Genomic DNA, 24,663 nt, shown 5'->3' with positions numbered 1-24,663 from the left:
GACACTCTCCTGTGACATTAGCCGGCTTCGTACCAGCCCTTGGACGAATTCACCACCTTGACTACCAGCAACATGACCGGCACTTCAATGAGCACGCCGACCACGGTGGCCAATGCCGCCCCCGATTCAAAGCCAAACAAGCTGATCGCCGCGGCGACAGCCAGCTCGAAGAAATTCGATGCGCCAATCAAGGCCGACGGACAGGCGATGTTGTGCTTTTCACCGACGGCTCGATTCAACCAATACGCCAGGGCAGAATTGAAGAACACCTGGATGAGAATAGGCACAGCCAACAATGCAATCACCAGCGGTTGCTTGAGAATGGCCTCACCTTGAAAAGCGAAGAGCAATACCAGTGTGACCAGCAGGGCCGAGATCGACCACGGGCCAATTCTTTCCATCGTCGCATCGAAGACGCCTTGTCCTTTGGTCAACAGCGATTTGCGCCAGAGCTGAGCCAGCACCACTGGGATAACGATATACAGCACAACGGACGTCAGTAATGTGGCCCAGGGCACAGTGATGGCAGAAATGCCGAGCAGGAAGGCAACCAGGGGGGCGAAAGCCAGAACCATGATGGAATCGTTGAGCGCCACCTGCGACAGGGTAAACAACGGGTCACCGTTGGTCAGGCGGCTCCACACGAAGACCATGGCGGTACACGGGGCGGCGGCGAGAAGAATCAATCCGGCGATATAACTGTCCAGTTGATCGGCGGGCAGCATGGGCGCAAACAGGTTGCGGATGAAAAGCCACGCCAGGAAAGCCATCGAAAAAGGCTTGACCAGCCAATTGACGAAAAGGGTGACGCCGATACCCCGGACGTGCTGCTTTACTTCGTGCAGCGCTCCAAAATCGACCTTGACCAGCATCGGAATAATCATCACCCAGATGAGCAGGCCAACCGGGAGATTGACCCGAGCCACTTCCAGACTGCCAATCGCCTGAAAGAGCCCCGGCGCCAGTTGGCCAAAGGCAATCCCGGCGATGATGCAGAGAAAGACCCAGACCGTCAGGTATCGCTCGAACCGACTCATCGGCGCACCCGCTGCCAGCTTGGCTGTCGTTTCACATTGAGCAGACATGGCCTTCCCTTACAGTCCAAGGGCGGCACGAACGGCCGGAATCAGGCGAGCGCGGATGTCGTCACGAACCTCAACGAAGCACTCCAGGGGTTCGCCGTGCGGGTCGTGGAACGGTGCATGAATGCGCGGAACGGGTTTCGGGAAGGTTGGACAGGTTTCCTTGGCGTTGTCGCATACGGTTACCACCAGATCGATCGACTCCTTCATCACCGCGTCGACGTCTTTGGGATAGAGTCCATCGGTCGGCAGTCCTGCCAGCTGAAGCGCCTTGATCGCGCCGTCGGCCACCTTGGGTTGCGGAACGGTACCGGCCGACAAGGCACGAACCTGACCAGCCAGATCGTGGTTGAGGATGACCTCGGCCATCTGGGAGCGGCAGGAGTTGCCGGTACACAGGACCAGCACTGTCTTTTGAGGTTGTTGGCTCATGAAAATTCTCTAGGTTGGGGTTTTCTTCAGACTGGCTCGACGTTTGGCGGTCGTATCGCAGGCACTTGTTTTCGGCAGGCAAGGCTGGCCCTGACAGCAATTGTTTGTCAGGAAGGCGATCAACTCATCCATCGCGCTGTAGTTTGTCGAGTAGCGAATGAAGCGGCTTTCTCGTTGGCCGCTGATTAAGCCGACACGAGTCAGGTGCGCCAGATGGAAAGACAACGTTGCCGGTGCCATTCCCAACGAATCCCCAATCGCACTGGCGACCAGACCGTCCGGTCCGACTTCGACCAGCATGCGGAAGATGGATAGTCGGGACTCATGCCCCAAGGCGGCAAGAAGTTCGGCGGCGGTTAATGTTTCCATATTTCAATGATAGTCAAAATATACATGCGCGCAATGACTAAATTGCTCGTCGTCTCGACCGTGGCTTTAGTTGAGGCTTTCGCAATTCAAATAGCGATTGCGCCCCGAATGATGACAGCCATTTCGCATGGGCTGACCGAAAAGGCACCCTGCCCTCCAACCAATCTGCACTCGGCACGCGGCTGCAGGCAATGTGTACTGGCGTACAGAGCAGCGCTTGCATTGGGCAGAAGATGCTCTCAAGAGGACTTCAATTTTCCTCTCTTCCGAATGAGCAATTCCGATTGGAGAGAATCATGAATAAATATTCAAAAAGCCTCGTCGTATCGTTTTGGGTCAGCATTGCCACGCTCGCCTCGTCAGCGCAGGCATGGAGTGCCGACACCCCATTGGAAACCGAACAAATCAAGCAACAAACGATGGCCATCCCGGGCATCCAGCGAGACGTGGCCAAGGCTACTGGAAATGACGCCAAGATGATCGACATCACCACCACGCCGCACAAACTGACGATCACCGTCATCAACAGCAAATTGAATGATGCGCAAAAGGCGGATCGGGAATCCGAGGCATCGACTATGGCGTCAGCTGTTGCTCGTGCTGTTTCAGGAAAAGCGCCATTCGCTCAAGTTATCGTGATTCATGTGGACTATGTCAAACGTGTCGGAAATAAGGATGAGGCTATCCAGCGGCTTGACTTCAATAAGTCACCAGCGGGAATCTTTGTCGCCCATCAATCATGAGATGTTTGGCAGGACTTCCGGAGCCGACGTATCGCGCACTTCCACGGCGTGCGACGGGTGCATTGTTTAGCAAAGAGGGGGAACCCGCAGCGCACAGACCCCGGCTGAACCAGCGGAGCCTGCCCAACGCTGCCTGATGCAGCCGCCCTATTCGTGGCGCAGCGCCTCGATGGAACTCGAAATAAAAGGTATTTCAGAATTCGTCGTCAGAGTCTGACGATCGATAGTCTTCCAAAATCTCGGCTAGTTCATCACTGGAAAGCTGAACGACATTCAGGCATGCCTCGCCCAATTTCTCCCACTCGCAGGTGAGATTCAGTCCCGTTTTTTGCTGCACCAGATATTCGGCAATCTGCGCAATCGCGATAAGTTGCCGAGACGTCGTCGATAACTCCGCTGTATCGATATCGCAAAGCGCCTTCACGTCATGGTGATGGCGAATGCCGGAACAAATATCAGCGGGGAGCAGCCAGTTCTCCGCCAGTTCGGCACCGATCGCGGCATGGTTGATTGAAATCAACTGGTCCTCGACGGCTGTAAAACGCTGCTCCTTGTCGGAATTGGCTTGTTGTAGCACCGTCAGGTATTCAGGAAACGGGATCATCAGTACAGGGATGCCGCAATCCCTGAACAACGCGAAGGTGTAAGCATCACAGGATCTGGCCTCGGACTTGTGCTTCAGTCGTTGCGTCAGCCATCCGGCAGCTTTGGCCGTATTCGCAGAGGCATCCCAGAAACGCTCCAGACTTGGGACATAAGGAAACAGTTTCTGAAGGACCAGTCCAGCAATGGTTCGAGACACCAGCTTCAAACCAATGACTAGCATGGCCTCCTGAACCGTGCGAACTTTTTTCCCGAACCCGAAGAAAGTAGAATTGGCGGTCTTGATTAAGCCGGCGGCAAGGGCGACATCAGAGCCGATCAATTTGGCCATGAGGCGGAAGTCAGGCTCCTCCTTGGCCATTTCATGGTCGATATCAATGAGAATTGCCGGACGGGGCGGAATCCCGATGTCCTTTATCTCAATCCGCATCCGGAAATCGACATTTTCCTGCGCTGAAATATTTCCCCCAGCCGCTGCAACTGTTTCCGTCAAATCAGAAGCCCCTCTTCTTTTCAAGTCGGTTGGTTACATATGTTCAAAGCTTAAACTGCCTCACCGACTCTTTCAATCACTCTGTCATCTGCTCAAGATGTTTCACTGATGCCGACGTGTCTCGGCTATTGGCACGCATTCACCCAATACAATCGCCAACGACGGTCGCTGTCAGCGCAAATACGGCCAAGGTTCTGATTGTGCGCCTCATCCCGGCAATTCGCGCCCATCGGTGGGATGTTTGTTGGCGCAATGGCAAGCGAAGATCGCTGACTGAATTGCAAAGTTGTAGTAGCCTTGCGACCCCCTTCGACGTCGAACCAGGCCATGGTCATGACGCGTGAATTAAGACGCGCCACCTTCAACCGCTCTGCCCTAGTCCGCGTCCTGTCCGACACCCTCTCCGAAGTCCCTGAACCGAAATATGATTTCGGCGAAAAACTCGGGCAGTGGCTGGACTTTTCGGATGCGCTGACGCTGTATTCGGTCCTCAATGCAGAGGCCGGCAGCGTCACGTCTGTACGTCCCGCCGATGCCGGCCTGTCCGCCCAGTTGGCCCGCCTTCGTCACAATTTGACCGAATCCATCGCCAACGATGGCGTTTTCAACACCGCTTCGGCCGTAATGCCGCCGCGCATCCCGTTCCCGATCCCATTGCCGAATGCGACGGTAGAAAGCGCCAGCGATTTTTCGCCTTATCACCGCTACTATCTGGCCCACCAGCGCGATATGAACAGTGCCATCACGGCCCTCCGAGCCAACGCCCGCCGGGCGCTGGCCAGTCAGTCGGCGGCCGGCAAACAACTTGCTGACCTTGACGCTGCCTTCGAGAAATTCTTGAGCATCCGCGAGCGCAACCTGCTCGGCAATATTCCGATCATGCTCGGCCAACGCTTCGATCAGCGTTACACCGAACACCGAGCGACACTTGCCGATGGCTGCGCCGACAAACCCACCACCTGGGCCCAACCGGGCGGTTGGCTTGAAGCCTTCTGCGACGATGCCCAGACCATGCTCCATGCCGAACTGGAACTTCGCCTCAAACCTGTTGCCGGCCTGATTGCCACCCTGAGCGGCGCATGCGCAACCCACGAAACGAAACCCCAATGAACCGCAATCTCAGTCTTCTCTCCTTCATCCTCGGCCTGCTCGCCGTCTTTTGGGTCGCCATCGGCTACATTGGCGGCAGCGCGTTGGCTTTCACCGTGTCCTGCCTGATCGCCCTTGTCTATGTCGCCGGCGGCCTCGAAATGCGTCGCTTTCACGACAACACTGCTGCACTGGCCAAGGCGCTGGGCAACATTCCGGGCGACATCGGCCATCTCGGCGAATGGCTGCAACAGGTACCAAGCGCGCTGCAGAATACCGTTCGCCTGCGCATTGAAGGTGAACGTGTCGCCTTGCCCGGGCCGGGCATCACGCCCTACCTCGTCGGATTGCTAGTACTTCTCGGCATGCTCGGCACCTTTCTCGGCATGGTCGTCACGCTTAACGGTGCAGTCCTGGCGCTGGAAAGCACCACCGATCTGCACACCATCCGTGCCGCCCTGGCTGCGCCGGTAAAGGGTCTGGGCGTCGCTTTCGGCACCTCGGTAGCCGGTGTCGCCACGTCGGCCATGCTCGGCCTCATTTCGGCGCTGTGCCGACGCGATCGCCTGCAGGTCGGACAGCTACTTGACAGCAAGATTGCCAGTGCCCTGCGTGACTTCTCACTCACTTACCAGCGCCAGGAAACCTTCAAGGCACTGCAGGTACAGGCCCAGGTCCTGCCCGATCTGGTCGGCAAACTGGACACCATGATTAACCAGATGGCCGAGCAACACCGCCAGCTCGGGGGCCAGCTATTGAGCGGCCAGCAACGCTTCCACGACGAAGCCAGGGGCCTCTATGCCGATCTCGCTCAGTCTGTTGATCAGTCGCTCAAAACCAGCCTCAAGGACAGCGCGACCGTGGCGGCACAGGCCATTCAGCCGGTCGTCACGGCCACCATGGCAAGCATTGCCGAGCAAACGCACAGCTTGCACGACAAACTGTTTGGCTCCATCGAAAGCCAGTTGGCTGGCATCACCGGCCAGTTCGCCCAGACGGTCACCACCGTCAGCGATACCTGGACACAAGCCTTGAGCCATCACGAACAGGCCACCGAAGCACAGAACCAGCAGTTGCAATCAGCGTTCACCGCCTACGCCGACACCTTCGATCAACGTTCGGCCGCATTGCTCGCCTCGCTCGACAACACGCAGGCCAAATTGCAGGACGATGCCGCCCAACAGTACGCCGCACTCGTCCAGGCAACCAGCGCCAGCCAGATGCAACTGGCCAGCACGGTCGCCAGCCAGTTTGATGGTGTCACATCCCGACTCGACCAGGCAGTCAGCCGGGTCGGCGACACCTTCAGCCAACGCTCGCAAACGCTGCTAGCCTCGATAGACGCCAGCCATCTTGCGTTTGCCCGGACCACGCAGGATCAGCAAGCCGCAATGACGCAAACTCTGGCGCATACACAAGCCAGCCTCACCGACACCTTCGCCCAACGCACTGCTGCACTGCTCGCCGAGATGCGCGCCACCCAGTCGGCCTGGCAAAGCGAATGGGCGGCTGGCGAACAGACGCGTCAGGCTGGTTTCGCCGACACCCTCACCACAATGGCCAGCAAGCTCGAAACACAATGGCAAACAGCCGGCCAGGCCACCCTGGCACAGCAGGAGCAGATCACCCGAACCCTGGGCGATACGGCTCGCGAACTCGTCGCTGCCAACCAGCGCCAGGCCGAGACCACCATCAGCGAAGTCACCCGCTTGATGCAGACGGCCGCCGAAGCGCCCAAGGCTGCCGCCGAGGTCATCGGCCAGCTGCGCCACGAACTGTCAGCCAGCATGGCGCGTGACAACAGCCTGCTTGAAGAACGCAGCCGCATCATGGAAACGCTGGGGGCGCTGCTCGATGCCATCAACCATGCCTCGACCGAGCAACGCAGTGCCATCGATGCACTGGTTGCCTCCTCGGCCGAGTTGCTGGAACGGGTCGGCAGCCAGTTTGCCGGCAAGGTCGAGTACGAAACTGGCAAGCTGGTTGATATCGGTGCCAGCATTACCGGCGGCGCGCTTGAAGTCGCCAGCGTCGGCGAGGCGTTCAGCCATGCCGTGCAACTGTTCAGCGAATCGAACGACAAAATGATGGCGGCGCTGCAACGTATCGAAGCCGGCCTTGCCAAGTCGCTGACGCGCAGCGACGAACAACTCGCCTACTACGTTGCCCAGGCGCGGGAAATCATCGACCTCAGCATCATGTCGCAGAAAAAAATGGTCGACGACCTGCAGCGCGTCGCCATTAGCGAGGCCTGAACATGGACGACATCGACGCCAATGTCGAACACAGCACGCCGATCTGGGCCGTCTTCGGCGACCTGATGTCCGGCCTGCTCGGCGCCTTCGTGCTGATCCTGGTCGGTGTCCTCGGCCTGCAGCTTGAACTGGTCACCAGCCTCGAAGCCGAAATACAGAAGCGCCAGCAGGAAGAACAACGCCGCGAAGCGCTCGAAAAGGCGCTCGCAGGCCCGCTCGCCTCCGGTCGTGTCACTCTCAATAACGGCAAAATCGGCATCAGCGGCAACGTGCTCTTCGCGCTTAACTCCGACCAGTTGCAGCCAGAAGGCAAGCAGTTGCTCAAGAGCCTGTCCGAGCCTATTTCAGCCTATCTCGGTGCCAGCGAACAGATGCTGATGGTCAGTGGCTTTACCGACGACGTGCCGGTCCGCGGCAGCAACCGGCAATTTGCCGACAACTGGGAACTCTCGGCCCAACGCGCTCTGACTGTCACCCGCACGCTGATCGAGGATGGCGTGCCGTCATCGTCCATTTTCGCAGCCGCCTTTGGCTCGCAGCAGCCGGTTGCCACCAACACCGATGCCGACGGCCGCGCCCGCAACCGGCGCGTCGAAATGGCCCCGGTGCCGAAATCCCGAACCAACGGCACGGACGGCAATGGCTGACGTGCCAGGCGGCACCGACGCCCTGCAGGCCCGCCTCGACGCCTTGCGCGCCAGCGGTACCGATGGCTGCGACCCGGTACGTTTCGTCACTCTGCAAGCCCTGGCCCGCCGTGCTGCTTCACAACCGGAAGCGATTCGCCAGATATTGCTCGTCAAAATGAACGCGCTCGCCGATGAACTGGCTGCCCGCCCAGCCCCGACCCCGACTGAAATCCCCCCGGTAGCGCCGGCCAGCCCGTTGGCCGACCTCCTCGCCTACATCAGCCAACACGCCCACGAGCCACCGCATCCCAGCCAGCCGACACCGGAAAACACGCGGCTAACCCCGAGTTTGCGCCAAAAGGCGAAAAACTCACCCGCCAGAGCCAGCCGGGAAGGCCCGGAGCTCAAGTCGGTCGCCTACTTCCATAAAACCTGGTCGAAGCTGAGTACCGAGCAACAACTCACCCAGACGCTCGCCCAGGCCCCCGAAAACGCCGGCCCGATGAACTCGCAACATCTCGTGTTGCGCAGCCTGCAAGCCATGCGGGACATCTCGCCAGACTACCTGCAGGGCTTCATGTCCTATATCGATACACTGATCTGGCTGGATCATGCCGACCCGACAAAGCCGGTATCTGGACGCGCTTCAGGAGGTGAGACAGCGAAGAAAACGCGCACCGCAAAACGCGGCTCGACGAATCGCTAATCCAATCTCAGTGGCGGATGGAATAGCCGTTCCGGCACACCAAAAATCCCGATTGGCATATTTCAAGTATCATCCGAGAGGGAGGTATGTGAAATGCGTAGTTTTATTCTCGGTGGCCTGCTGGCCAGCGTTCTCTGGGTTTTCGTCTCACTCGGTGGCAACCAGAAAATCGTCCAGGTCTGGCAAAAATATCAGTCAGCACAAATGATGGCGCAGGCTGAGCGACTGGCGACCGAGCGGGCTCAGGCTTTCAGCGAAAACTACCGGCCCGTTCAGGAATGCAGCCGTCCGAGCGGCGAGTTGAAGCGGCTGGAATGTCGCAATCGTGAGGAAATGGCCCGGGAGAGCTTCTACGCCCAATGGAATCGCACCCATGCCGGTCGCTTTCCGCAATAACGGGCTGACCCGGCGACAGATCAGTTCAGATCTTCATCCCTGGGCAGCGGCAAGCTGAGAATCTGAATACCCTCGTCGCGCAAGGCATCGCATTCATCTTCGCTGGCCTGGCCGCGAATCGGCCGCTGCGGCGCTTCGTTGTAATGAATCTTGCGCGCCTCGTCAGCAAACGACGGACCAACATCCTCGCTATGACTGACGATGGTCTGCACCAGCTGACGATACAAGGCCATGGCCTGGGCGCCGACCGGCATCAGGGCGGTGCTCACCGCAGTCTTCGACGAAACGGCAGGCGTCTCGATAACCGGTTCTGCATGATGACCAGAAATCGCGACGGCCGACGGTACGCGACGGACATTGTGGCTATCGCATTGCGGACAGCACACGAGCCGGTCGCCAAGCTGGGCTTCAAAGGCGTCGGCATTCTGGAACCACCCTTCAAAGCGGTGATTGTTTTCACAGTTAAGGTCGTAAATGATCATGTGTGCAATCGTGGTGCCCGGGACGGGAATCGAACCCGTACACTCAAAGAGCGAGAGATTTTAAGTATCCTGCTAGATCGCCTATTCACGGTATTTAGCGGGGTTTTCATGTATTATTCTGTGCACTGGCGTGCACGGAATGGAAAACTGAGTCATGGCAAGCATATTCAAAGATAAAGCTACAGGATTGTACCGTGTCATCATTAGAAGAGCCGGGCACGATACCGTTTCGCGCTCGGGGTTCGATACGAAACAAGAGGCCAAAGAATGGGCGCTTGCCGTTGAGTCTAAGATGCTCTACGGGATCGAACTACCAGAAAAGGTCCCATTGACGAAAGCCATCAACCTATTTGATGCGCTCACTGAATACGAATCAGAAAAAACAATTTTGAAGAAGAGTGCAGATAGGGAAACTGCCAGAATAAGTTTGCTGAAGAGGCAGAATATTTCGAAAAAATGCCTTAAAGATATAACAAGCGAAGACATAAGCGCATATATAAAGGAACGGGAAAACACTCCAACAAATAGAGGGTCAAAAACATCCGGGGCTACGATTCGGCTTGAGTTGATGCTTATATCTGCCGTTTTCAAACACAGAATAAAATCAAAAAACGAAAAGTTAATAAATCCGATAAAGAATGTTGAATTGCCAAAAAAGGCAAAAGCCCGAGAAAGGGTTTTGCGTGATAACGAATTGGCTTATCTGGTTGATGGCTTAAAGAAAGCCATGCCTGAAACAAAGTGCATAGAAGACCTAATAGATATTGCGATTCAAACTGGCATGAGGCAGAACGAGATTCTCAAACTCCAGCTTCACGACCTTGATTTGAAAAACAGATATGTGCATCTCCCAGACACAAAATCTGGAGATCCTCGTGATGTTCCTCTCTCTCCTAAAGCAATAGAAATATTCAAACGGATAGACAGCAGAACAAAAGACAAAAGCGAAAGAATATTCAACGTATCACAAGACGCAATTATTCGAAAGTTTAAGAAGGGTTGTTTGTTAGGACGGAAATTATTTCATGAAAAAACAGGCACCCTACCCTCACCTCGCTTTTTGGTCGATCTGAAATTCCACGACCTTCGTCATCAAGCCGCGACGATTTGGTCAAAGTATTTGCATGCCCAAGAACTGGCAAAAATGTTTGGTTGGAAGACGCTTGAACTGGTAATGCTATATTACAAATCCGATGTGCCAACAATCGCCGATAAGCTAGCAAGTGCCTAAAACATGCCATACAAATTCCATTGCTAGTGAGCTATGATGTCCGTTTTCGGCCCAGAACCGGACATGGGCCATGCATGATAGATACAAGAATCAGGGAGCTTCGATGAAACGCATCGCCACTTTCACAGCTATCTGTCTGATGGCTGTCGCCTCGGTTAGCTACGCACAACAGCCACGAATCGAAACGCCAATTAGTACAGGTGCTGGTGGTTTCACGTTGTATGTTTCTACTCCACAATCAGATGGCCCTTATGACTTTGCAAAGAACAAAGGACCGAAGGTTAATACCATAAATGGTGATACATACGGCGAATTGATGTTTGGTGCAAAATTGTCTGGAACAGATACAGCAAGAGTGCTTTTCAAGGTAGCTGTTTTTAGGGATGACAAAGCAATTGAAAGAAAGAAGCCTTACACGGCGGAAGTTATAGCCCAGAATATAATAAAGCAGAATGGATTTGTGGGCCGTGCATTTAAATTCGATTGTCCTGAACCATCATTTCAAGTAACAACAATGGCTTGCTACAAAATGGTCGGAACGCCAATATTTAACAAAGAAGAAATGGCTATTCGTTCAGCAGTTACGGTGGTCGCAATTGGGTTGAATAACAATACTCAGGGGTTTGCCTATGTTGGAGAAGTCATAGACGATAACGCCAAGTTATTTGACAGTGATTCCACTTACGCCACCAAAGGAGCAACCGGTGCAGCGGCAGGAATGTTTAAAAATTCGCATTTGCAGATGCACTAATAACAGTTAGTCCTCTTTCGGCCAAGAACCGGACATTGACTACGCAGGTAGCATACCAAGAAAACAGGGAGACTCGATGAAGCACAAGACGAACATTGCCGCACTGGTGTTGATGACCTTGGCAGTCGCTTCGCAAGCTCAACAGGCACGCATTGAGACACCGATGAGTACCGGCCCCGGTGGATTTACGCTGACAGTATCAACACCACCGGGAGATGGGCCGTATGATTTTGCAAAAAACAAAGGTCCAAAAATAAATACAATTGCCGGTAATACATACGGCGAAGTATTGTTCGGTGGAAATGTTCCCAATAGCCCCACTGGGGTCTTGAACTACATGGTAAGCGTGTATAGAGATGACAAGGCAAATGAACGAGGCAAACCATACACCGCCGAGAACATTGCGTTAGATATTATTAAACATGAGGGATTTGTCGGGAAGGCTGTTCCATTTAATTGCCCCGCCAATAATATTGACGTGAAAAACGAGATGGTTTGTTATCGAATGGCAGGAACGAGCGTATTTGATAAAAAGCCCATGAATGAACTTAGGTCGGCTGTAACTGTTGTAGCGGTATCCATAAAAAATAACACTATGGGTTATGCCTTCATTGGACTGGCAATTGAAAAAAATACTCAATTGTTCGATAAAGACCCATCGCAAACAATAAAGAATGCTGATGGAGCATCTGCTGGAATGTTCAGAAACTCACGATTGACCCTTAACTAACCAATGTCTGAAATCGGCCCAGAAGGAGACATGGGCCATGAACGATACATACAAAAATCAGGGAGTCTCAATGAAGCTCATTACCAAGATTGCCGCCGCCGCGCTCATGGCGGTTTCCCTTCTCGCTTCAGCCGACGATGCGCCGCGCCATGAAGCCGTTCTGGACACCGGCAAAGGCGGTTTGCACATCGTGGTGTCCGTGCCGAACTTCGCCCAAGGGCCGTATGACTTCGCCAAGAACCCCGGCCCGAAGAACAACAAGTTTGATTCTGGGGCATACAGCGAGGTCATGTATAACGCGCCGGTTAGTGACTCTGCGGTTGTGGTGTATCAGGTCAATGCCTTGAGTCGCTTTGTTAACCGAAAGGATGCAGACCCTGTTACGCCGGAGGCGCTGGCGAAAGGACTGTTGAAAGACAGCGGCTTCACGATGGATCGCGCTGTGAAGATTGACAGCCCACAGGTGGGCATCGAAGGGGCCAGTGTCGTGACCTACAAGGTCAGCGGGTTTGGAGTGTTCAACGGTAAAGAAGACCGCTTCGCCAAAGACGCCATGATTGTGACTGCCGTAGCCTTACCGGGCCAGAATCAGGGCTACGCAATCAGCGCGCGGCTTACAGAAAAGGACATCGCCAAGTTCGATGCCGACCAGGCGAAATACGACAAGGGCGCAACGAGAGCGCACAACGACTTGTATAAGAACTCCATCGTGAAGAAGAACTAACCTTCTTCAACTACCACACAGGGGCATCTTAGGGCGCCTTTGTTTTTAATAAAAAAGGCTAGTGGTAAAAAATGGAATTGTACGAATCAAACATTGTTTCGACGTTTTCTTATCTTTGGGGAGTTATGGATGGAAAACGCTCACAGCGCAATAAAAGCAGTTATTTCGGATTTTTTCGTGAAGTTCAAGAGAGGCTGGCAAAAATTTGGTTTGGAAAACCCAATAAATTCCCAAAGAGAACAACTGCTTTACTGACTAACCCAATGCATATTGACTCTCTTATTGGCGATATGTTTGGTCAAATCGATGGCGCACGGTGTTTCATTGTTGAATTTAAACAAAAAAGAAGCGGGATTGTTGATGAAGTGACAGGTGGAAAGCCTGCAAGGGTTGCACTATTTAGCCATCTTGCTACTGATTATGAGTGCAGGCGGCTGTCTTGGTTTGGGCATTTCGCTTGCTACCAGGATGAAGACGACCTTTGTATTGAGCCATATGCCAGTGCTGCGCAACCTCACGGGCTACCTGTGTTTAAACCCGACTATCCCTACGATGTCGGAATGGATCAGCCTTATGATTTCGAGGACTTTTACAACGCATTTCAGTGGACTTGCTTCCAATCTCAGGCATTTCCAGGGCGACTTTCAAATGGACTTGGCCTAACTGAATATGGAATAAAGCGCTACTTGAAATGTGTTTTTTCACACATGGTGTCCGTTGATCAAGACAGAGAAATAGCGAAGCTGATTGAGGATTATTTCTATTTGGTATTTATCGGAAAGAGCGGCCCACCGATTCTTGTCCCTATATCCATAAGAGGACAACTAATGAAGCTTGCTGAGGTTCAGAAGAGCATTCATTCAAGGCGGACTGACTGACGGAGTAAAACTCATGTCCGCTTTGGGCAAATACCAGACATCAAATAATTGCATGTCATCACAACCAAACTCATCATATGAATAAAGACATTACCCTTCTCCTTGGTAATGCAGCCTTTGCTGGAGCATTGGCCGGATGGGCTTATATCAAGCTCGACTGGCCCGGAGCTATCGCGGCAATTGCCGTCTCATTTCTTATAGGCAGAATGCTACGAGGCAATCGCCATTAATTGATTTTGTTCCTCTTTTGAAAGGCTTTCTCGAATGCAATGAGTAAAGCCACGGGGACCCCTTTACAACGTAAAAAGGGGGGACGGTTGAAACAAACAAGCACAGCGCGTATGTGAAAACCTTTGGTCCCTAGACTTTGACTGTGGTTTTTGCGTCGATATTTGATCTAAATTTGCATCTATCGACGGGTATGCGGAAAAACAAATGTCATCTGTTTTGCTGGCTTTGATTTTCCTTATAACGCGCTCGCGCGTCGTCGTCGTCTCCTGTGGTGTGCGTAGCACACAAGGGTTAAGGTACGAGATCACGCTTTGCTTGATCTCGTACCGGGGGAGTCTGAGGGGGGCACGATTGGTGACATGTGGTTATATATATAGGCATTCATGTCAGATGTCAGATGTTGTCAAAAGCAGACAAAAAATCGGCCCCAAAAAAGGGGCCACAGGGGGAGGCGAGGGACAAGAAAGGAAGTGATTATTATTTATAACAATTCGATCTCGCCGCTCCCGGCAATCTCAAGCGTAATTTCTGCTTTTCGCATTCCTGATCATTTTCAGTGCGAGAGGCAGCAAGTGATACTCCGTCGCCCTTCCATTTTTCACTGTACGAAGGTATCCAAGTTCCACAGCCTTTTTTGCGTATCGGTGCGCTTGCCGTTCCTCGACGCCAAACACCGCCATCAAACGACTCATTAGCTCTGCGTTCGTTTCAATGACGGTCTGTTCTTGGAAAACCTCCCCAAGCTTTATTCCAAGTTCGGCTGCCTCCTGCTCTACAGGGTCTACAAAACGCAAAGTGTGCTCATCACGATCTAATAACATTAAATCTGGTGCGCGTCCGGCGCGTAGTTGAGCAGTCAAGGCAAAGCGTGCCCCTTGTCCGCTTCTCGCTGTAATGACGAAGACTCCATCGCATTCACCAAAAATACTGCTACTACCCCGAATGTCATGCGCTGTTTGTGGGGCGGTTGAATCTGAGGGAGGTTTTCTTGCATGATGAACGACAACATGTGCCCGTCCGGCGCTGACACGTCGAATTTCCTGCATTACATGAAGCATTTCAATCGTCATCTCATCTTTGCTGTGCATCCGAGCTAGTACGTCCCAGACAACCAAATCAACATCCAAATCTTCAATCAAATGTGTGAGCGTCGAAGACTGTTCAGAATCCATGATGTCGATTCGAGTTTGGATGTTCATACAGTACAGATTACTGTATTTCTGAATTTGCTCTTCGCCTCCGGCCATTTTCAAGATTCGTACGCCCATGACGCGCTCTTTTATTTCAAGGTTGATATAAAGAACGCGGCGACGTTCGGGCGCACGCCATTCAAGAAATTTACCGCCAGACGCCACGGATAAAGCAAGCTGGAGTGCCAGCAAACTTTTTCCGGCTTTCGGAGCGCCACCTATAATCAATTGGTCGCCTTCTTCTAAAAGGTCTTGAATAATCCAATTCGGCGTTTGTTTTGCAGATGCAAGCATTGCTCCGATTCCCTTAATGCCCTGCGGTGGCGCGATATACGGCGTGTATGGCGCGGGTAGCGACGGGGTGTAATGACGTTTGAAAAATTCACTCACTGCCAAAGATGCAGAATTTGGCTTGACAAACGGTAATATTTTTGATAATTTTTCCATGTGTTTTTCCTCTGTAATGGGGGTTAAAGGATCGGTTGCCTCCGATCCTTTTTTATTGCGTGGGTTTTAGATCGTCGGCCCTCCTATGCCGAACTGGCTATGTTGCAGGGACGGCTCAAGCGTTGGTGTCGGGGCTTTGCCCTTTTTAAGCGCATTCATTGCTGCCGTGACAGTTCGTCTGATGTAATCGGACTCATGGCCTCTCTTTCGATCATGTAGCTCAGGTGAGGTCGCATAAAGAGCGTTTTCAAGCCTTTCGGTATTCCAGCCCTTTTTGGCCAATTCACGGCATGCAAGAAAATCGACTTCGGACCAGTCCGGAACTTTGTGTCGTCCTTGAGTTTTTGACCATTTCCGTATTTCCCTGGCCATTTCCTGTAGGTCGTTTGGGGTGTCGTGAGCAAGGAAGGAGGCGGAGTGGCGATTGAGGCGATTAAAAGCTGCATGCGCTTGCACTTGCTCAGGTTCAATCATCGGCATGGTTTTTTGCATGTCTTCCGGATCAGTCTTAACGTATGAAACCGGAGAAATTTTCACGGCACTTCGGAAATCATCTAGCTCTGCCGTTGCCGCGTTGCAGATGTGCCCAACTTTGCAGCTACCCCATGCAATTTTTGTAAAAAAATCGTTCCTTATCGGCTTTTTGTTCGCAAACCCGGATAGCCGAAACACTTGGTCAATTCGACCGGCCTTTCGGTCGCCAAAACGTGTATTTAGAGACAGAGCAAGCGCATTGATCGCTCGATTTTCCAGATTTTCAGCATCAGAGCCGGGTGGATGCTGGTTACGTGGAATTTTCAGGATGCATTGATAATTTCCGGGGCTAGATTCTTGAATCAAGCACGGTGTATAGCCTGCTGTAGCGAGAATTTCCGGGGTCGTATCGTCAATAAATAGATAATGAAAATCAGATTCGTAGGGGCGCATGAAAATGTCGTATTTGAGGCTATTCAGTGCGGCAAACCGCCCAGTCTTGATTGCCTTGCGGACTTGATCGACCGTCCAGAAAACTTCTCCGCCGTTTTTTTCTCGCCACTTCTTACGTTGCCAGCCTGCGTATCCCCCAAAAGGCTCTGGGTGTGGCATTCCGCTAGCGCCATTTTCATTTGAGGCTGTATACCGATCTTCGTCGCGGTCAATTAACATCATCCGAATTTCAGCATCGTCAGAAAGGCCAAGTGCTCTGCACTGGCGATCCCAAGCCAAAATTTGACGATCTATCGCCGTTGTTGGCGTTGAACTTCCTTGACGATTGCGGCCCCCAGTTTCTCGGGATTTAGCTTTTCCGATTGCAAAGCCAGTGTTAAGCCGGTCGTGATCACTGCTGATAGTGTCCCCACGATCACCGCCAAAATTAGACGCTCCCTGATCGAAGGTGCTTTCACTGCCTGCGCCGTTTCTTTCAGCGTTGTTGCATGATCTTGGAGCCTGTCCGACGTTTGCAGGATGGCTTGCGCGGCTTGTTGTACTGCTGAAACAGACTTCTGCACGGCTTGCGCTGTTTCGCTCAATGCTTGGCGTGATGCTTCCGGAATTGCATCCGCTTGCTGGGCAAGGTGTTGAGAGATTATCGAAAGTGTCATGGCCACTTGCGAAAGTTCTTGATGCCTCTCTTCGGCGGCGGCGACTGATTGCTTCAAAATCGCGGTCTTGCTCATAGCTGATTCCTCCCTTTTGCAATCCAACAAAGCTGTATGCTTTGCCAAAGTCACTACCTTTAATTTGTACGCCGTCCGGGCATCTCAGCGAATAGCCGGAGCATTTTCCTGTCATGCCGTTTGGCACGATTTCATACCCGTCAACCGTTTCAACCGCATCGAAAAACTCAGTGATTGTCGTTGCCTGCCCCTTGAATTGGTTCAACACTGAAAGTGCTAAAGCCTTGGGGCTAGGTGTGCCGTCCTTCGCGGCAATTTCCAGTTCTGCGCGGCTAGGGGCGCAGATTTTTATTTCGCGTACGTGGTCCTGCTTTGCCATGACTTTGCGCTGCGTCACACGTTCAAGCCCGTATTTGATTTCGAGCCGTTCCATTGAACTTTCCCAGAATCGGAAATCAAATCGGGGATTCCACACGGTTCCGGTGTCATCCGTACTTGATGCCTCAAAGTGAACATGCAGGCAATTGGTGTCACCATGCACAGACCACAGAATTGCTCGATCTCCCGGCATAACTTCACAAACTGCTTCACGAGCTATTTCCAATGCTTGGGCTGGTGACAATTTTTTGCTGTCAGCTTCGGAGAAGCTGATTGACCCCGACTGAAATAGCGACTTTGGCATTGGTCTGCCGCTACGCTTATCTTTCGTCCATTCCTCGATTTTTATTCCTGCCAATTGCCCCCAGGCTCGGCATGCTTTTAGATTGCTAGCGGCTGGAGGGGGAGGTAAAAGCAAGTTTTCAGACTGCACGAGCAAAACGCGTTCATTGGGTTTCGCTTCCGGATGGTCTTTTGCACTGATGCAATAAACTGCGTACGCGACCGCATCAGAAAGATTTTGACCGCCTTTTTTGGTCTCGGTAATCATTTGCTTGCCCCTCCTTGAATCGTCTGTTCAATGCGGGCCAATGCGTTGTAGCACTTCGTCAAAATCTCAGAAATTTCAGCGATGGGGGAGCCGCCGGAATTGCATTTATAAGCAATTTGATTGAGGTTATTTCCCCAGGCTATCAGTTCTTTTAGGAGATCATTCGTGACCGGTGCAGGCCTGGCTTTGATTTCGATTCCAGCAGCAGTCTGCCGGATTAAATCAGAGGCGGTCATGCCCGTTTCGTGCACGGCTTGCATGAGTTGATCATGCTCGTATTCTGTGAAACGGACAGTGACAGGCTTGCATCGCCCTTCACTCGGCCTACCTCCTTTAACGCTCACAATTTTCTTGGTGAATGCTGAATTCAAAACTGAATTTCGACTTTTAGGCATGCTGACCTCCTAAATTCGAAAACATCCAGCCATAAATCAGCGCGATTTCGTCATTCAGCGTTTTCAGAGTTGGGCGTTTTTCCGACAAGGCTCTGATGTGCCGTTTTCTCCACTCGATGTGGTTTACTAAATTGGCATATTCAATAAAGCCAGGCGTGAAATTTGGTACTGAAGCGTTAGCCTGTGCAAACTCAGCCCACTTCAGTAGCCAGATACGGCCTTCTTCAACAGACAAGAGAATTTCAGGAGGTGCGCTTTTAGACTTATCGAGTTCATCAAGAATGTCCCCAGCCCAAAGTCGGAAGATTTTTGTCGCGAGGCGATGAAGCTCTAACCTAGAGTACGAAGTCATTATCGTCCTCCTTTACGAGGACGGCCTGGCCCACGTTTTACAGCGGCAGGAATAGAAAAGGAGTCAATCCACCGCTGAACTTCATTTGCGTTGAAGAAATAGCGACGATCACCCGGAATTCGAACGACCGGGGGAATAGATTGGGGATTTCTGTAATGACGAGTTTTAAGTGCGCTCGCGTTAGTGTGCAGAAGCACAGCGAGTTCGTTGATAGTAAGCAGGGTTTGCATGAGACAAGATTCCATTGCAAAGCCGGTGGGCAACGATTGCCTACCGAATTTGCAGAGTCTTGTTCCGCTGAAGTCACTCTCTGCCTACAAAACCATTCCAGCAACCTAGCCAGATGATTTGCTACGGCTTCACTATCCAAACCCCTACATAAGTTCTCCCGCCGTAGGAGTTCTCTGGGACATGCAATTTGAATCAGCCGAAAAATTACATCACAAATAAAAACCGTTGTCAAGCGGTTTCCGATTTATTTTTTAGGTGACCTGTGACAACGCTAGGCGCCAAACTACCGAACAGGCTTAAATTCGACTGTGCACTGGCGTGCACGGTTTTGAATTTTTTGGTGACCGACTGTTACCTTTAGCAGCGGTTTGAAACCGTAAACTGCTGATTTTATTGGTGCCCGGAGCGGGAATCGAACCCGCACGACCAGAAGTCGAGAGATTTTAAGTCTCTTGTGTCTACCAATTTCACCACCCGGGCTGGGGGACATTCATTATATCGGCGCCCGATATGAAAAAAGGGAAAGCGACCAGCGCTTTCCCTTTTTCATTTTGGAGCGGCAGAAGAGTCTCGAACTCTCGACCTATACCTTGGCAAGGTATCGCTCTACCAACTGAGCTACTGCCGCAAAACCTGGAGGCGCGAGCCGGAGTCGAACCGACCTACACGGATTTGCAATCCGGTGCATAACCGCTTTGCTATCGCGCCTAACCGAACATCTTTAACAACCTGAATAAAGCCAGGAGGCTTTACCCTGAATTCTGGAGCGGCAGAAGAGTCTCGAACTCTCGACCTATACCTTGGCAAGGTATCGCTCTACCAACTGAGCTACTGCCGCGTGAAACAGAGCGCGCATTATAGGCGACACAAGGGATTTGTCAACATTCTCCGTCTATTTTTCTGCAGCCCGTTTGGCTATTTCTGGCGAGGCCATGCGCAGGTAATAGCCCATCGACCACAGCGTGAGCAAGGCTGCTATCCAGATCAACCAGTTACCGAAGGTTCGCATGTCGAACCCAAACAGTGGCTGATAGTAAAGAAGGATGGGAATGGCGAGCATCTGAGCGGCTGTCTTGATCTTGCCGATCATCGAGACGGCAACACTTTTGGCTGCGCCAATCTTGGCCATCCATTCGCGTAAAGCCGAAATGGTGATTTCGCGACCGATGATGATGGTCGCGACGACCGCATCAGTGCGGCCCAGTTCGACGAGAACGATCAACGCCGCGGCGACCATCAGTTTGTCGGCCACCGGGTCGAGAAAGGCACCAAAGGCCGAAGTCTGGTTGAGCTTTCGGGCCAGATAGCCGTCAGCCCAGTCGGTGAGCGCAGCGGCCACGAAAATCGAGGTCGCGGCGAGGTCGCGTTCCTGGGCTGTCGCCCAGTCCGCAGGCAGGTAGTAAACGGTGATGAGCAGCGGTATCGCGACGATACGAAGCCAGGTGAGCAGGATGGGCAGATTGAAGGGCATGGTTCAGTGTAATGCGGAATATATCTTTTCGGCCATATCCCGACTGATGCCGGGCACTTCCGACAGTTGCTCGGGACTGGCGGCGAGGACACCCGGCAGGCCGCCAAATTGGGCAACCAGCGCCTTCCGGCGGGCCGCGCCTATGCCGGGCAGGCTTTCCAGGGTTGAGGTCTTGCGCGCCTTGCCGCGGCGGGCACGATGGCCGGTAATGGCGAAACGATGCGCTTCGTCGCGTATTTCCTGAATCAGGTGCAGGGCCGGATGTTCGGCCGGTAGCTGCAGAGGCTCCCGGCCATCCGGAAAGATCAGTGACTCGAGACCGGGCTTGCGCCCTTCCCCCTTGGCCACACCGATCATCGGCAAATGCGCGAGGCCCAGATCAGCCAGCGCGGCGAAGGCAGAAGCGACCTGCCCTTTGCCGCCATCGATGAGGATCAGGTCGGGTGCCGTGCCCTCGCCCGCCGCAACGCCGTCATAACGGCGACTGACCGCCTGACGCATGGCTGCATAGTCGTCGCCGGGGGTGATATCGCGGATATTGAAACGCCGGTAGTCAGCGTTTTTCATGCGGTTCTCGTGGTAAACGACGCACGAGGCAACAGTGGCTTCGCCCATGGTGTGACTGATATCGAAGCATTCGATACGGACGACGGGCTCAGCCAGTTGCAGTGCTTCCTGCAGCGCCGACAGGCGCTTTTCCTGCTGCGCTGTCGCCTGGCTGCGTGCGAGCAGGGCCAGACGGGCATTTTGCCTCGCCATGTCGACCCAGGCCCTGTGCGACAGGCTGCGCGCTGACAAGACGGGAACCGGACGTCCGGCCAACTCGGCCAACACCGCCTCGGTCTCCCCAGGCTCATCTTCGGCCGGCATCGGGTGAACCAGCAGGCGCGATGGCGCCGGATGAACGGCATAGTGCTGGCGAATGAAGGCGGCGCAGGCATCAGCTGGCTCGGACTCCCCGGCATGCACCGGAAAGAATGGTCGGTCACCCAAGTGCCTGCCACCCCGGACCATCGCCAGATTGACGCACAATTGACCGGCCTCCTTCTCGGCGACAAGGATGTCCATGTCTTCGCCCTTGCTACTGAATACGAACTGCTTTTCCTGGACCTGACGCAAGGACTGGATCAGATCACGATAGACCGCCGCCTGCTCATAGGCGAGACGCGCCGAGGCAGCTTCCATGGCCTGATTAAGACGTTTTGAGACCTCCTGCTGCTTGCCGAGAAGGAACATCGAGGCCAACTGAACATCGGTGGCGTAGTCTTCGGGCGGGATCAACCCGACGCAGGGTCCGCTGCAACGTTTGATCTGATAGAGCAGGCAAGGCCGTGAACGGTTTGAAAAAACCGACTCTTCGCAGGTCCGCAGGCGGAACATTTTCTGCATCAGGTGGATGCTGTCGCGCACCGCCCAGCTTGAGGGATAAGGCCCGAAATAATCAGCCTTGCGATCCGGATTGCCGCGAAAGAAACCGAGCCGGGGAAACTCCCCTCGGGTCAGGACGATATAGGGATAAGACTTGTCGTCACGAAAAAGAATGTTGTAGCGCGGTGCCAGCGACTTGATGAGGTTGTTTTCGAGCAACAGGGCTTCCGCCTCGGTCCGCGTCGCGGTGGTTTCGATGGCCGCGATCTGACTGACCATATGGGCGATGCGCGGGCTGGATACATTTTCCCGAAAATACGAGGCAACCCGTTTTTTAAGATTTTTCGCCTTGCCGACATAAAGAACCGCAGCGCTGGCATCGAGCATGCGATAAACGCCAGGCAGTTCAGTCAGCGTGGCCAGGAAGGCCTTGGCATCAAAACTCATCGAACAGGCTCAGGCCAGATCGGATTTGACCCCGGCGAAAACGGCCTCGAAGCTTTCGCGGGAAAGCCTGCCGGTGCGCCAGTTGTAGCCGCTGCAATGATAGCTGTCGACGAGAATTCGCCCATCCGGAAGGGCATGCCGGACGTTGTGCCCGAAGGTGAACGCCTTGGGTTTGATCCCGTAGGCCCAGAGCAATGCCTGGTGGGCGATGGCTCCCAGGGCGACGATGACCTTGAGTTTCGGCATGGCCGCCAGTTCGGCCTTCAAATGACCGTTACACTGACGAATTTCGGCCGTCGTCGGCTTGTTGGCCGGGGGCAGGCAGCGCACGGCATTGGTGATACGGCAATTACTCAATTGCATGGCCGGATTGGCCCACTGATCAGCGCCCAGCGGCTCCGCTGCGCTGGCAAAGCCAAAGCGGTGCAAGGCGGGATAGAGCAGTTCACCGGCCACGTCACCAGTGAACGGGCGACCGGTTCGGTTGGCCCCTTTTTCGCCGGGGCCAAGGCCGACCACGAGCAGTTCGGCATCAAGCGAACCAAAGGCAGGAACCGGCAGAGCGTGCCAATCAGGGTCACGCTGACGAATGTGGGCAAGGTGTTCGGCCAGGCGCGGACAGGCGACGCAGCCGGTGGGATCTTGGAATATCGACATGGCGGGGATGTTAGCATGGCGGCCATGCAGCTTCATTGGGACATCTTTTGCCGGGTCATCGACAATTTCGGTGATATCGGCGTTTGCTGGCGCCTGGCCAGGCAACTGGCGGCCGAGCACGGCCGCGTCGTGCGTTTGTGGGTTGATGAACCGGACAGCCTGCAGCCGCTGTGCCCAAGCATCGACCCGACGCAAGCCATACAGTCATATCAGGGCGTTGAAATCCATCACTGGGTCGACGACATCGAGATCCACCGCACAGCCGATGTGGTGATCGAGGCCTTTGCCTGCGAATTGCCGGATAGCTACCTGGCGGCGATGAGCCATGCCGAGAAAAAGCCGTGCTGGATCAATCTCGAATACCTGAGTGCAGAATCCTGGGCGGAAGATTGCCACACCATGGCCTCGCCCCACCCGACCCTCCCCTTGGTCAAATATTTCTTTTTCCCCGGTTTTTCGGCGAAAACCGGCGGATTGTTGCGTGAAAACGGCTTGTTTGCCGAGCGTGACCACCATATCGCGGCCACACCGGCCAGCGCGTTGGTCGAAGTCTGCCTGTTTTGCTACGACACAGCCCCGGTTGGCGCTTTGCTCGACGCATTCGGCAGCACCCCGCTACCAGTCATCTGCCATGTCGCGCCGGGTCAGCCGCTGGCTGCTGTAAAGGCGCACCTGGGGGGCGACGGCCCGTGGCAGCTTGGCAAGGTACTGGTCCAGCCCATGCCCTTCTTGCCGGTGGACGATTTTGATCGTTTGCTGTGGCGCTGCGACATCAATTTCGTCCGTGGCGAGGACTCCTTCGTACGCGCCCAGTGGGCCGGCAAACCTTTCGTCTGGCAGGTTTACCGGCAGGATGATGGGGCTCACCTGATCAAGCTGGAGGCTTTTCTCCAGAGCTACGGCGAAGGACTGGACGAGCTGACGAAAAGAACCCTGCGCCGGTTGTTTGTGGCGTGGAACATTGGCGGCGACATCGCCGCTGCCTGGCTGGAATTCCTTGCCAATCGACCGGCCATCGCCGACCATAACCGGCACTGGGCCGACAAACTGGCGAGTCGCCCCGACTTGGCCAAGGCACTCGTCAACTTCTGTGCCACCAAGGTATAATTGATGGTTATACCTTTTCTGACCTTAGAGAATCCCGAATGAAAACCGCAATGGAACTCCGCTCCGGCAACGTCATCATGGTCGGTGCCGACCCGCTCGTCGTTCAGAAGAGCGAATACAACAAGTCCGGCCGTAACGCCGCTGTTGTCAAAATGAAACTCAAGAACCTGCTGACTGGCGCTGCTTCCGAAGCCGTCTACAAGGCTGACGACAAGTTCGAACAAGTCATCCTCGACAAGAAGGAAGTGACCTACTCCTACTTCGCCGATCCGATGTATGTCTTCATGGACGCCGACTACGAGCAGTTCGAAGTCGAAGCCGAAAACATGGTCGATGCACTGAAGTACCTTGAAGATGGTCTGGCTTGTGAAGTCGTCTTCTACAACGGCAAGGCTATTTCGGTCGAACTGCCGAACAGCGTCGTGCGCGAAGTGATCTACACCGAACCGGCCGTCAAGGGCGACACCTCGGGCAAGGTCATGAAGCCGGCCAAGCTGGCTACCGGATTCGAGCTGCCGGTTCCGGCTTTCGTCAGCATTGGCGACAAGATCGAAATCGACACCCGTACCGACGAATACAAGAACCGCGTCAAGTAATCTGCGGCTTCTGTAGTGAATGATTCGGGCAGCTTCGGCTGCCCGAATGCAT

25 protein-coding genes and 4 tRNA genes are annotated in these 24,663 nt (G+C 53.8%); 13 read left to right on the top strand and 16 right to left on the bottom strand.

Features of this window, described 5'->3' with window-relative positions:
• Positions 1–17: 17 nt before the first annotated feature.
• From arsB to HYN24_RS07345, 3 genes are read right to left on the bottom strand one after another with little or no spacing between them, the layout of a single operon-like run.
• Entirely contained in the window at positions 18–1,085 is a 1,068-nt protein-coding gene (arsB, locus tag HYN24_RS07355) for an ACR3 family arsenite efflux transporter (protein ID WP_117608640.1), read from the bottom strand.
• Between the two features lie 9 nt (positions 1,086–1,094).
• Complete coding sequence (locus HYN24_RS07350; RefSeq protein ID WP_117608639.1) at positions 1,095–1,514, bottom strand: arsenate reductase ArsC; 420 nt, start codon at positions 1,512–1,514, stop codon at positions 1,095–1,097.
• Between the two features lie 9 nt (positions 1,515–1,523).
• A complete protein-coding gene (locus tag HYN24_RS07345) occupies positions 1,524–1,883 on the bottom strand; it encodes a helix-turn-helix transcriptional regulator (protein ID WP_117608638.1) in 360 nt (119 codons plus the stop codon).
• 296 nt (positions 1,884–2,179) lie between these two features.
• On the opposite strand from HYN24_RS07345, the gene HYN24_RS07340 reads away from it, so the two are divergent.
• Entirely contained in the window at positions 2,180–2,626 is a 447-nt protein-coding gene (locus tag HYN24_RS07340; protein WP_117608637.1) for a hypothetical protein, read from the top strand.
• A 193-nt stretch (positions 2,627–2,819) separates the two neighbouring features.
• Here the strand turns inward: HYN24_RS07340 and HYN24_RS07335 are convergent, their stop codons facing one another.
• Positions 2,820–3,722 (bottom strand): HDOD domain-containing protein, encoded by a 903-nt coding sequence (locus HYN24_RS07335; RefSeq protein WP_162888641.1) that lies wholly within the window; start codon positions 3,720–3,722, stop codon positions 2,820–2,822.
• Between the two features lie 333 nt (positions 3,723–4,055).
• Between HYN24_RS07335 and HYN24_RS07330 the strand changes: the two genes are divergently transcribed.
• The 5 genes from HYN24_RS07330 (at position 4,056) to HYN24_RS07310 (ending at position 8,797) form a co-directional block, all read left to right on the top strand.
• Complete coding sequence (locus HYN24_RS07330; RefSeq protein ID WP_117610244.1) at positions 4,056–4,832, top strand: DUF3348 domain-containing protein; 777 nt, start codon at positions 4,056–4,058, stop codon at positions 4,830–4,832.
• Positions 4,829–7,066: a DUF802 domain-containing protein gene (locus HYN24_RS07325; protein WP_117608635.1), complete on the top strand. Its 2,238-nt coding sequence runs from the start codon at positions 4,829–4,831 to the stop codon at positions 7,064–7,066. The genes HYN24_RS07330 and HYN24_RS07325 overlap by 4 nt, the downstream gene beginning before the upstream one ends.
• Positions 7,067–7,068: 2 nt before the next feature.
• Positions 7,069–7,713 (top strand): OmpA family protein, encoded by a 645-nt coding sequence (locus HYN24_RS07320; protein ID WP_117608634.1) that lies wholly within the window; start codon positions 7,069–7,071, stop codon positions 7,711–7,713.
• Positions 7,706–8,401: a DUF2894 domain-containing protein gene (locus HYN24_RS07315; protein WP_117608633.1), complete on the top strand. Its 696-nt coding sequence runs from the start codon at positions 7,706–7,708 to the stop codon at positions 8,399–8,401. Before HYN24_RS07320 ends, HYN24_RS07315 begins: the two co-directional genes overlap by 8 nt.
• Before the next feature lie 93 nt (positions 8,402–8,494).
• Positions 8,495–8,797 carry a hypothetical protein gene (locus HYN24_RS07310; RefSeq protein ID WP_117608632.1) on the top strand — a complete coding sequence of 101 codons (303 nt, stop codon included), beginning with the start codon at positions 8,495–8,497 and terminating at the stop codon, positions 8,795–8,797.
• Positions 8,798–8,817: 20 nt separating this feature from the next.
• Here the strand turns inward: HYN24_RS07310 and HYN24_RS07305 are convergent, their stop codons facing one another.
• On the bottom strand, positions 8,818–9,279 hold the full coding sequence (locus HYN24_RS07305) for a DUF1178 family protein (RefSeq protein WP_117608631.1): 462 nt from the start codon (positions 9,277–9,279) through the stop codon (positions 8,818–8,820).
• Between the two features lie 154 nt (positions 9,280–9,433).
• Here HYN24_RS07305 and HYN24_RS07300 point away from each other — a divergent pair, with 154 nt between their 5' ends.
• The 5 genes from HYN24_RS07300 (at position 9,434) to HYN24_RS07280 (ending at position 13,593) form a co-directional block, all read left to right on the top strand.
• Positions 9,434–10,510 carry a site-specific integrase gene (locus HYN24_RS07300; protein ID WP_117608630.1) on the top strand — a complete coding sequence of 359 codons (1,077 nt, stop codon included), beginning with the start codon at positions 9,434–9,436 and terminating at the stop codon, positions 10,508–10,510.
• Positions 10,511–10,613: 103 nt separating this feature from the next.
• Positions 10,614–11,261: a hypothetical protein gene (locus HYN24_RS15825; RefSeq protein ID WP_162888640.1), complete on the top strand. Its 648-nt coding sequence runs from the start codon at positions 10,614–10,616 to the stop codon at positions 11,259–11,261.
• A gap of 76 nt (positions 11,262–11,337) precedes the next feature.
• Positions 11,338–11,991: a hypothetical protein gene (locus HYN24_RS07290; RefSeq protein WP_117608628.1), complete on the top strand. Its 654-nt coding sequence runs from the start codon at positions 11,338–11,340 to the stop codon at positions 11,989–11,991.
• 70 nt (positions 11,992–12,061) lie between these two features.
• Positions 12,062–12,715: a hypothetical protein gene (locus HYN24_RS07285; RefSeq protein WP_162888639.1), complete on the top strand. Its 654-nt coding sequence runs from the start codon at positions 12,062–12,064 to the stop codon at positions 12,713–12,715.
• A 71-nt stretch (positions 12,716–12,786) separates the two neighbouring features.
• The gene (locus HYN24_RS07280) at positions 12,787–13,593 is read left to right on the top strand and encodes a hypothetical protein (RefSeq protein WP_162888638.1); all 807 of its coding nucleotides are present in this window, start codon (positions 12,787–12,789) and stop codon (positions 13,591–13,593) included.
• Positions 13,594–14,339: 746 nt separating this feature from the next.
• Here HYN24_RS07280 and HYN24_RS07275 read toward each other — a convergent pair.
• The 11 genes from HYN24_RS07275 to HYN24_RS07225 all read right to left on the bottom strand — a co-directional run bounded on the left by HYN24_RS07275 (position 14,340) and on the right by HYN24_RS07225 (position 22,908).
• A complete protein-coding gene (locus HYN24_RS07275; protein ID WP_117608625.1) occupies positions 14,340–15,461 on the bottom strand; it encodes an AAA family ATPase in 1,122 nt (373 codons plus the stop codon).
• A 66-nt stretch (positions 15,462–15,527) separates the two neighbouring features.
• Complete coding sequence (locus HYN24_RS07270) at positions 15,528–17,987, bottom strand: relaxase/mobilization nuclease domain-containing protein (protein ID WP_117608624.1); 2,460 nt, start codon at positions 17,985–17,987, stop codon at positions 15,528–15,530.
• Complete coding sequence (mobC, locus tag HYN24_RS07265; protein ID WP_117608623.1) at positions 17,984–18,382, bottom strand: plasmid mobilization relaxosome protein MobC; 399 nt, start codon at positions 18,380–18,382, stop codon at positions 17,984–17,986. The genes HYN24_RS07270 and mobC overlap by 4 nt, the downstream gene beginning before the upstream one ends.
• Positions 18,375–18,734: a hypothetical protein gene (locus HYN24_RS07260; RefSeq protein WP_117608622.1), complete on the bottom strand. Its 360-nt coding sequence runs from the start codon at positions 18,732–18,734 to the stop codon at positions 18,375–18,377. The genes mobC and HYN24_RS07260 overlap by 8 nt, the downstream gene beginning before the upstream one ends.
• A gap of 625 nt (positions 18,735–19,359) precedes the next feature.
• Positions 19,360–19,445 (bottom strand) — tRNA-Leu (locus HYN24_RS07255).
• A gap of 72 nt (positions 19,446–19,517) precedes the next feature.
• A tRNA-Gly gene (locus HYN24_RS07250) sits at positions 19,518–19,593 on the bottom strand.
• A gap of 6 nt (positions 19,594–19,599) precedes the next feature.
• Positions 19,600–19,673 (bottom strand) — tRNA-Cys (locus HYN24_RS07245).
• A 54-nt stretch (positions 19,674–19,727) separates the two neighbouring features.
• Positions 19,728–19,803, bottom strand: a tRNA-Gly gene (locus HYN24_RS07240).
• A gap of 54 nt (positions 19,804–19,857) precedes the next feature.
• Positions 19,858–20,436, bottom strand: a complete 579-nt coding sequence (pgsA, locus tag HYN24_RS07235; RefSeq protein WP_117608621.1) for a CDP-diacylglycerol--glycerol-3-phosphate 3-phosphatidyltransferase — start codon at positions 20,434–20,436, stop codon at positions 19,858–19,860.
• A gap of 3 nt (positions 20,437–20,439) precedes the next feature.
• Positions 20,440–22,251, bottom strand: a complete 1,812-nt coding sequence (gene uvrC, locus HYN24_RS07230; protein ID WP_117608620.1) for an excinuclease ABC subunit UvrC — start codon at positions 22,249–22,251, stop codon at positions 20,440–20,442.
• Between the two features lie 9 nt (positions 22,252–22,260).
• Positions 22,261–22,908 carry a uracil-DNA glycosylase gene (locus HYN24_RS07225; RefSeq protein WP_117610243.1) on the bottom strand — a complete coding sequence of 216 codons (648 nt, stop codon included), beginning with the start codon at positions 22,906–22,908 and terminating at the stop codon, positions 22,261–22,263.
• A 15-nt stretch (positions 22,909–22,923) separates the two neighbouring features.
• On the opposite strand from HYN24_RS07225, the gene earP reads away from it, so the two are divergent.
• Positions 22,924–24,015 carry an elongation factor P maturation arginine rhamnosyltransferase EarP gene (earP, locus tag HYN24_RS07220; protein WP_162888637.1) on the top strand — a complete coding sequence of 364 codons (1,092 nt, stop codon included), beginning with the start codon at positions 22,924–22,926 and terminating at the stop codon, positions 24,013–24,015.
• A gap of 38 nt (positions 24,016–24,053) precedes the next feature.
• On the top strand, positions 24,054–24,611 hold the full coding sequence (gene efp / locus HYN24_RS07215; RefSeq protein ID WP_117608618.1) for an elongation factor P: 558 nt from the start codon (positions 24,054–24,056) through the stop codon (positions 24,609–24,611).
• Positions 24,612–24,663 lie beyond the last annotated feature (52 nt).

The sequence above is a fragment of the Dechloromonas sp. HYN0024 genome (assembly GCF_003441615.1).
GTDB lineage: Bacteria > Pseudomonadota > Gammaproteobacteria > Burkholderiales > Rhodocyclaceae > Azonexus.
The sequence above is the reverse complement of the archived record's forward strand: the minus strand, read 5'-3'. Positions and strand labels throughout refer to the sequence as shown.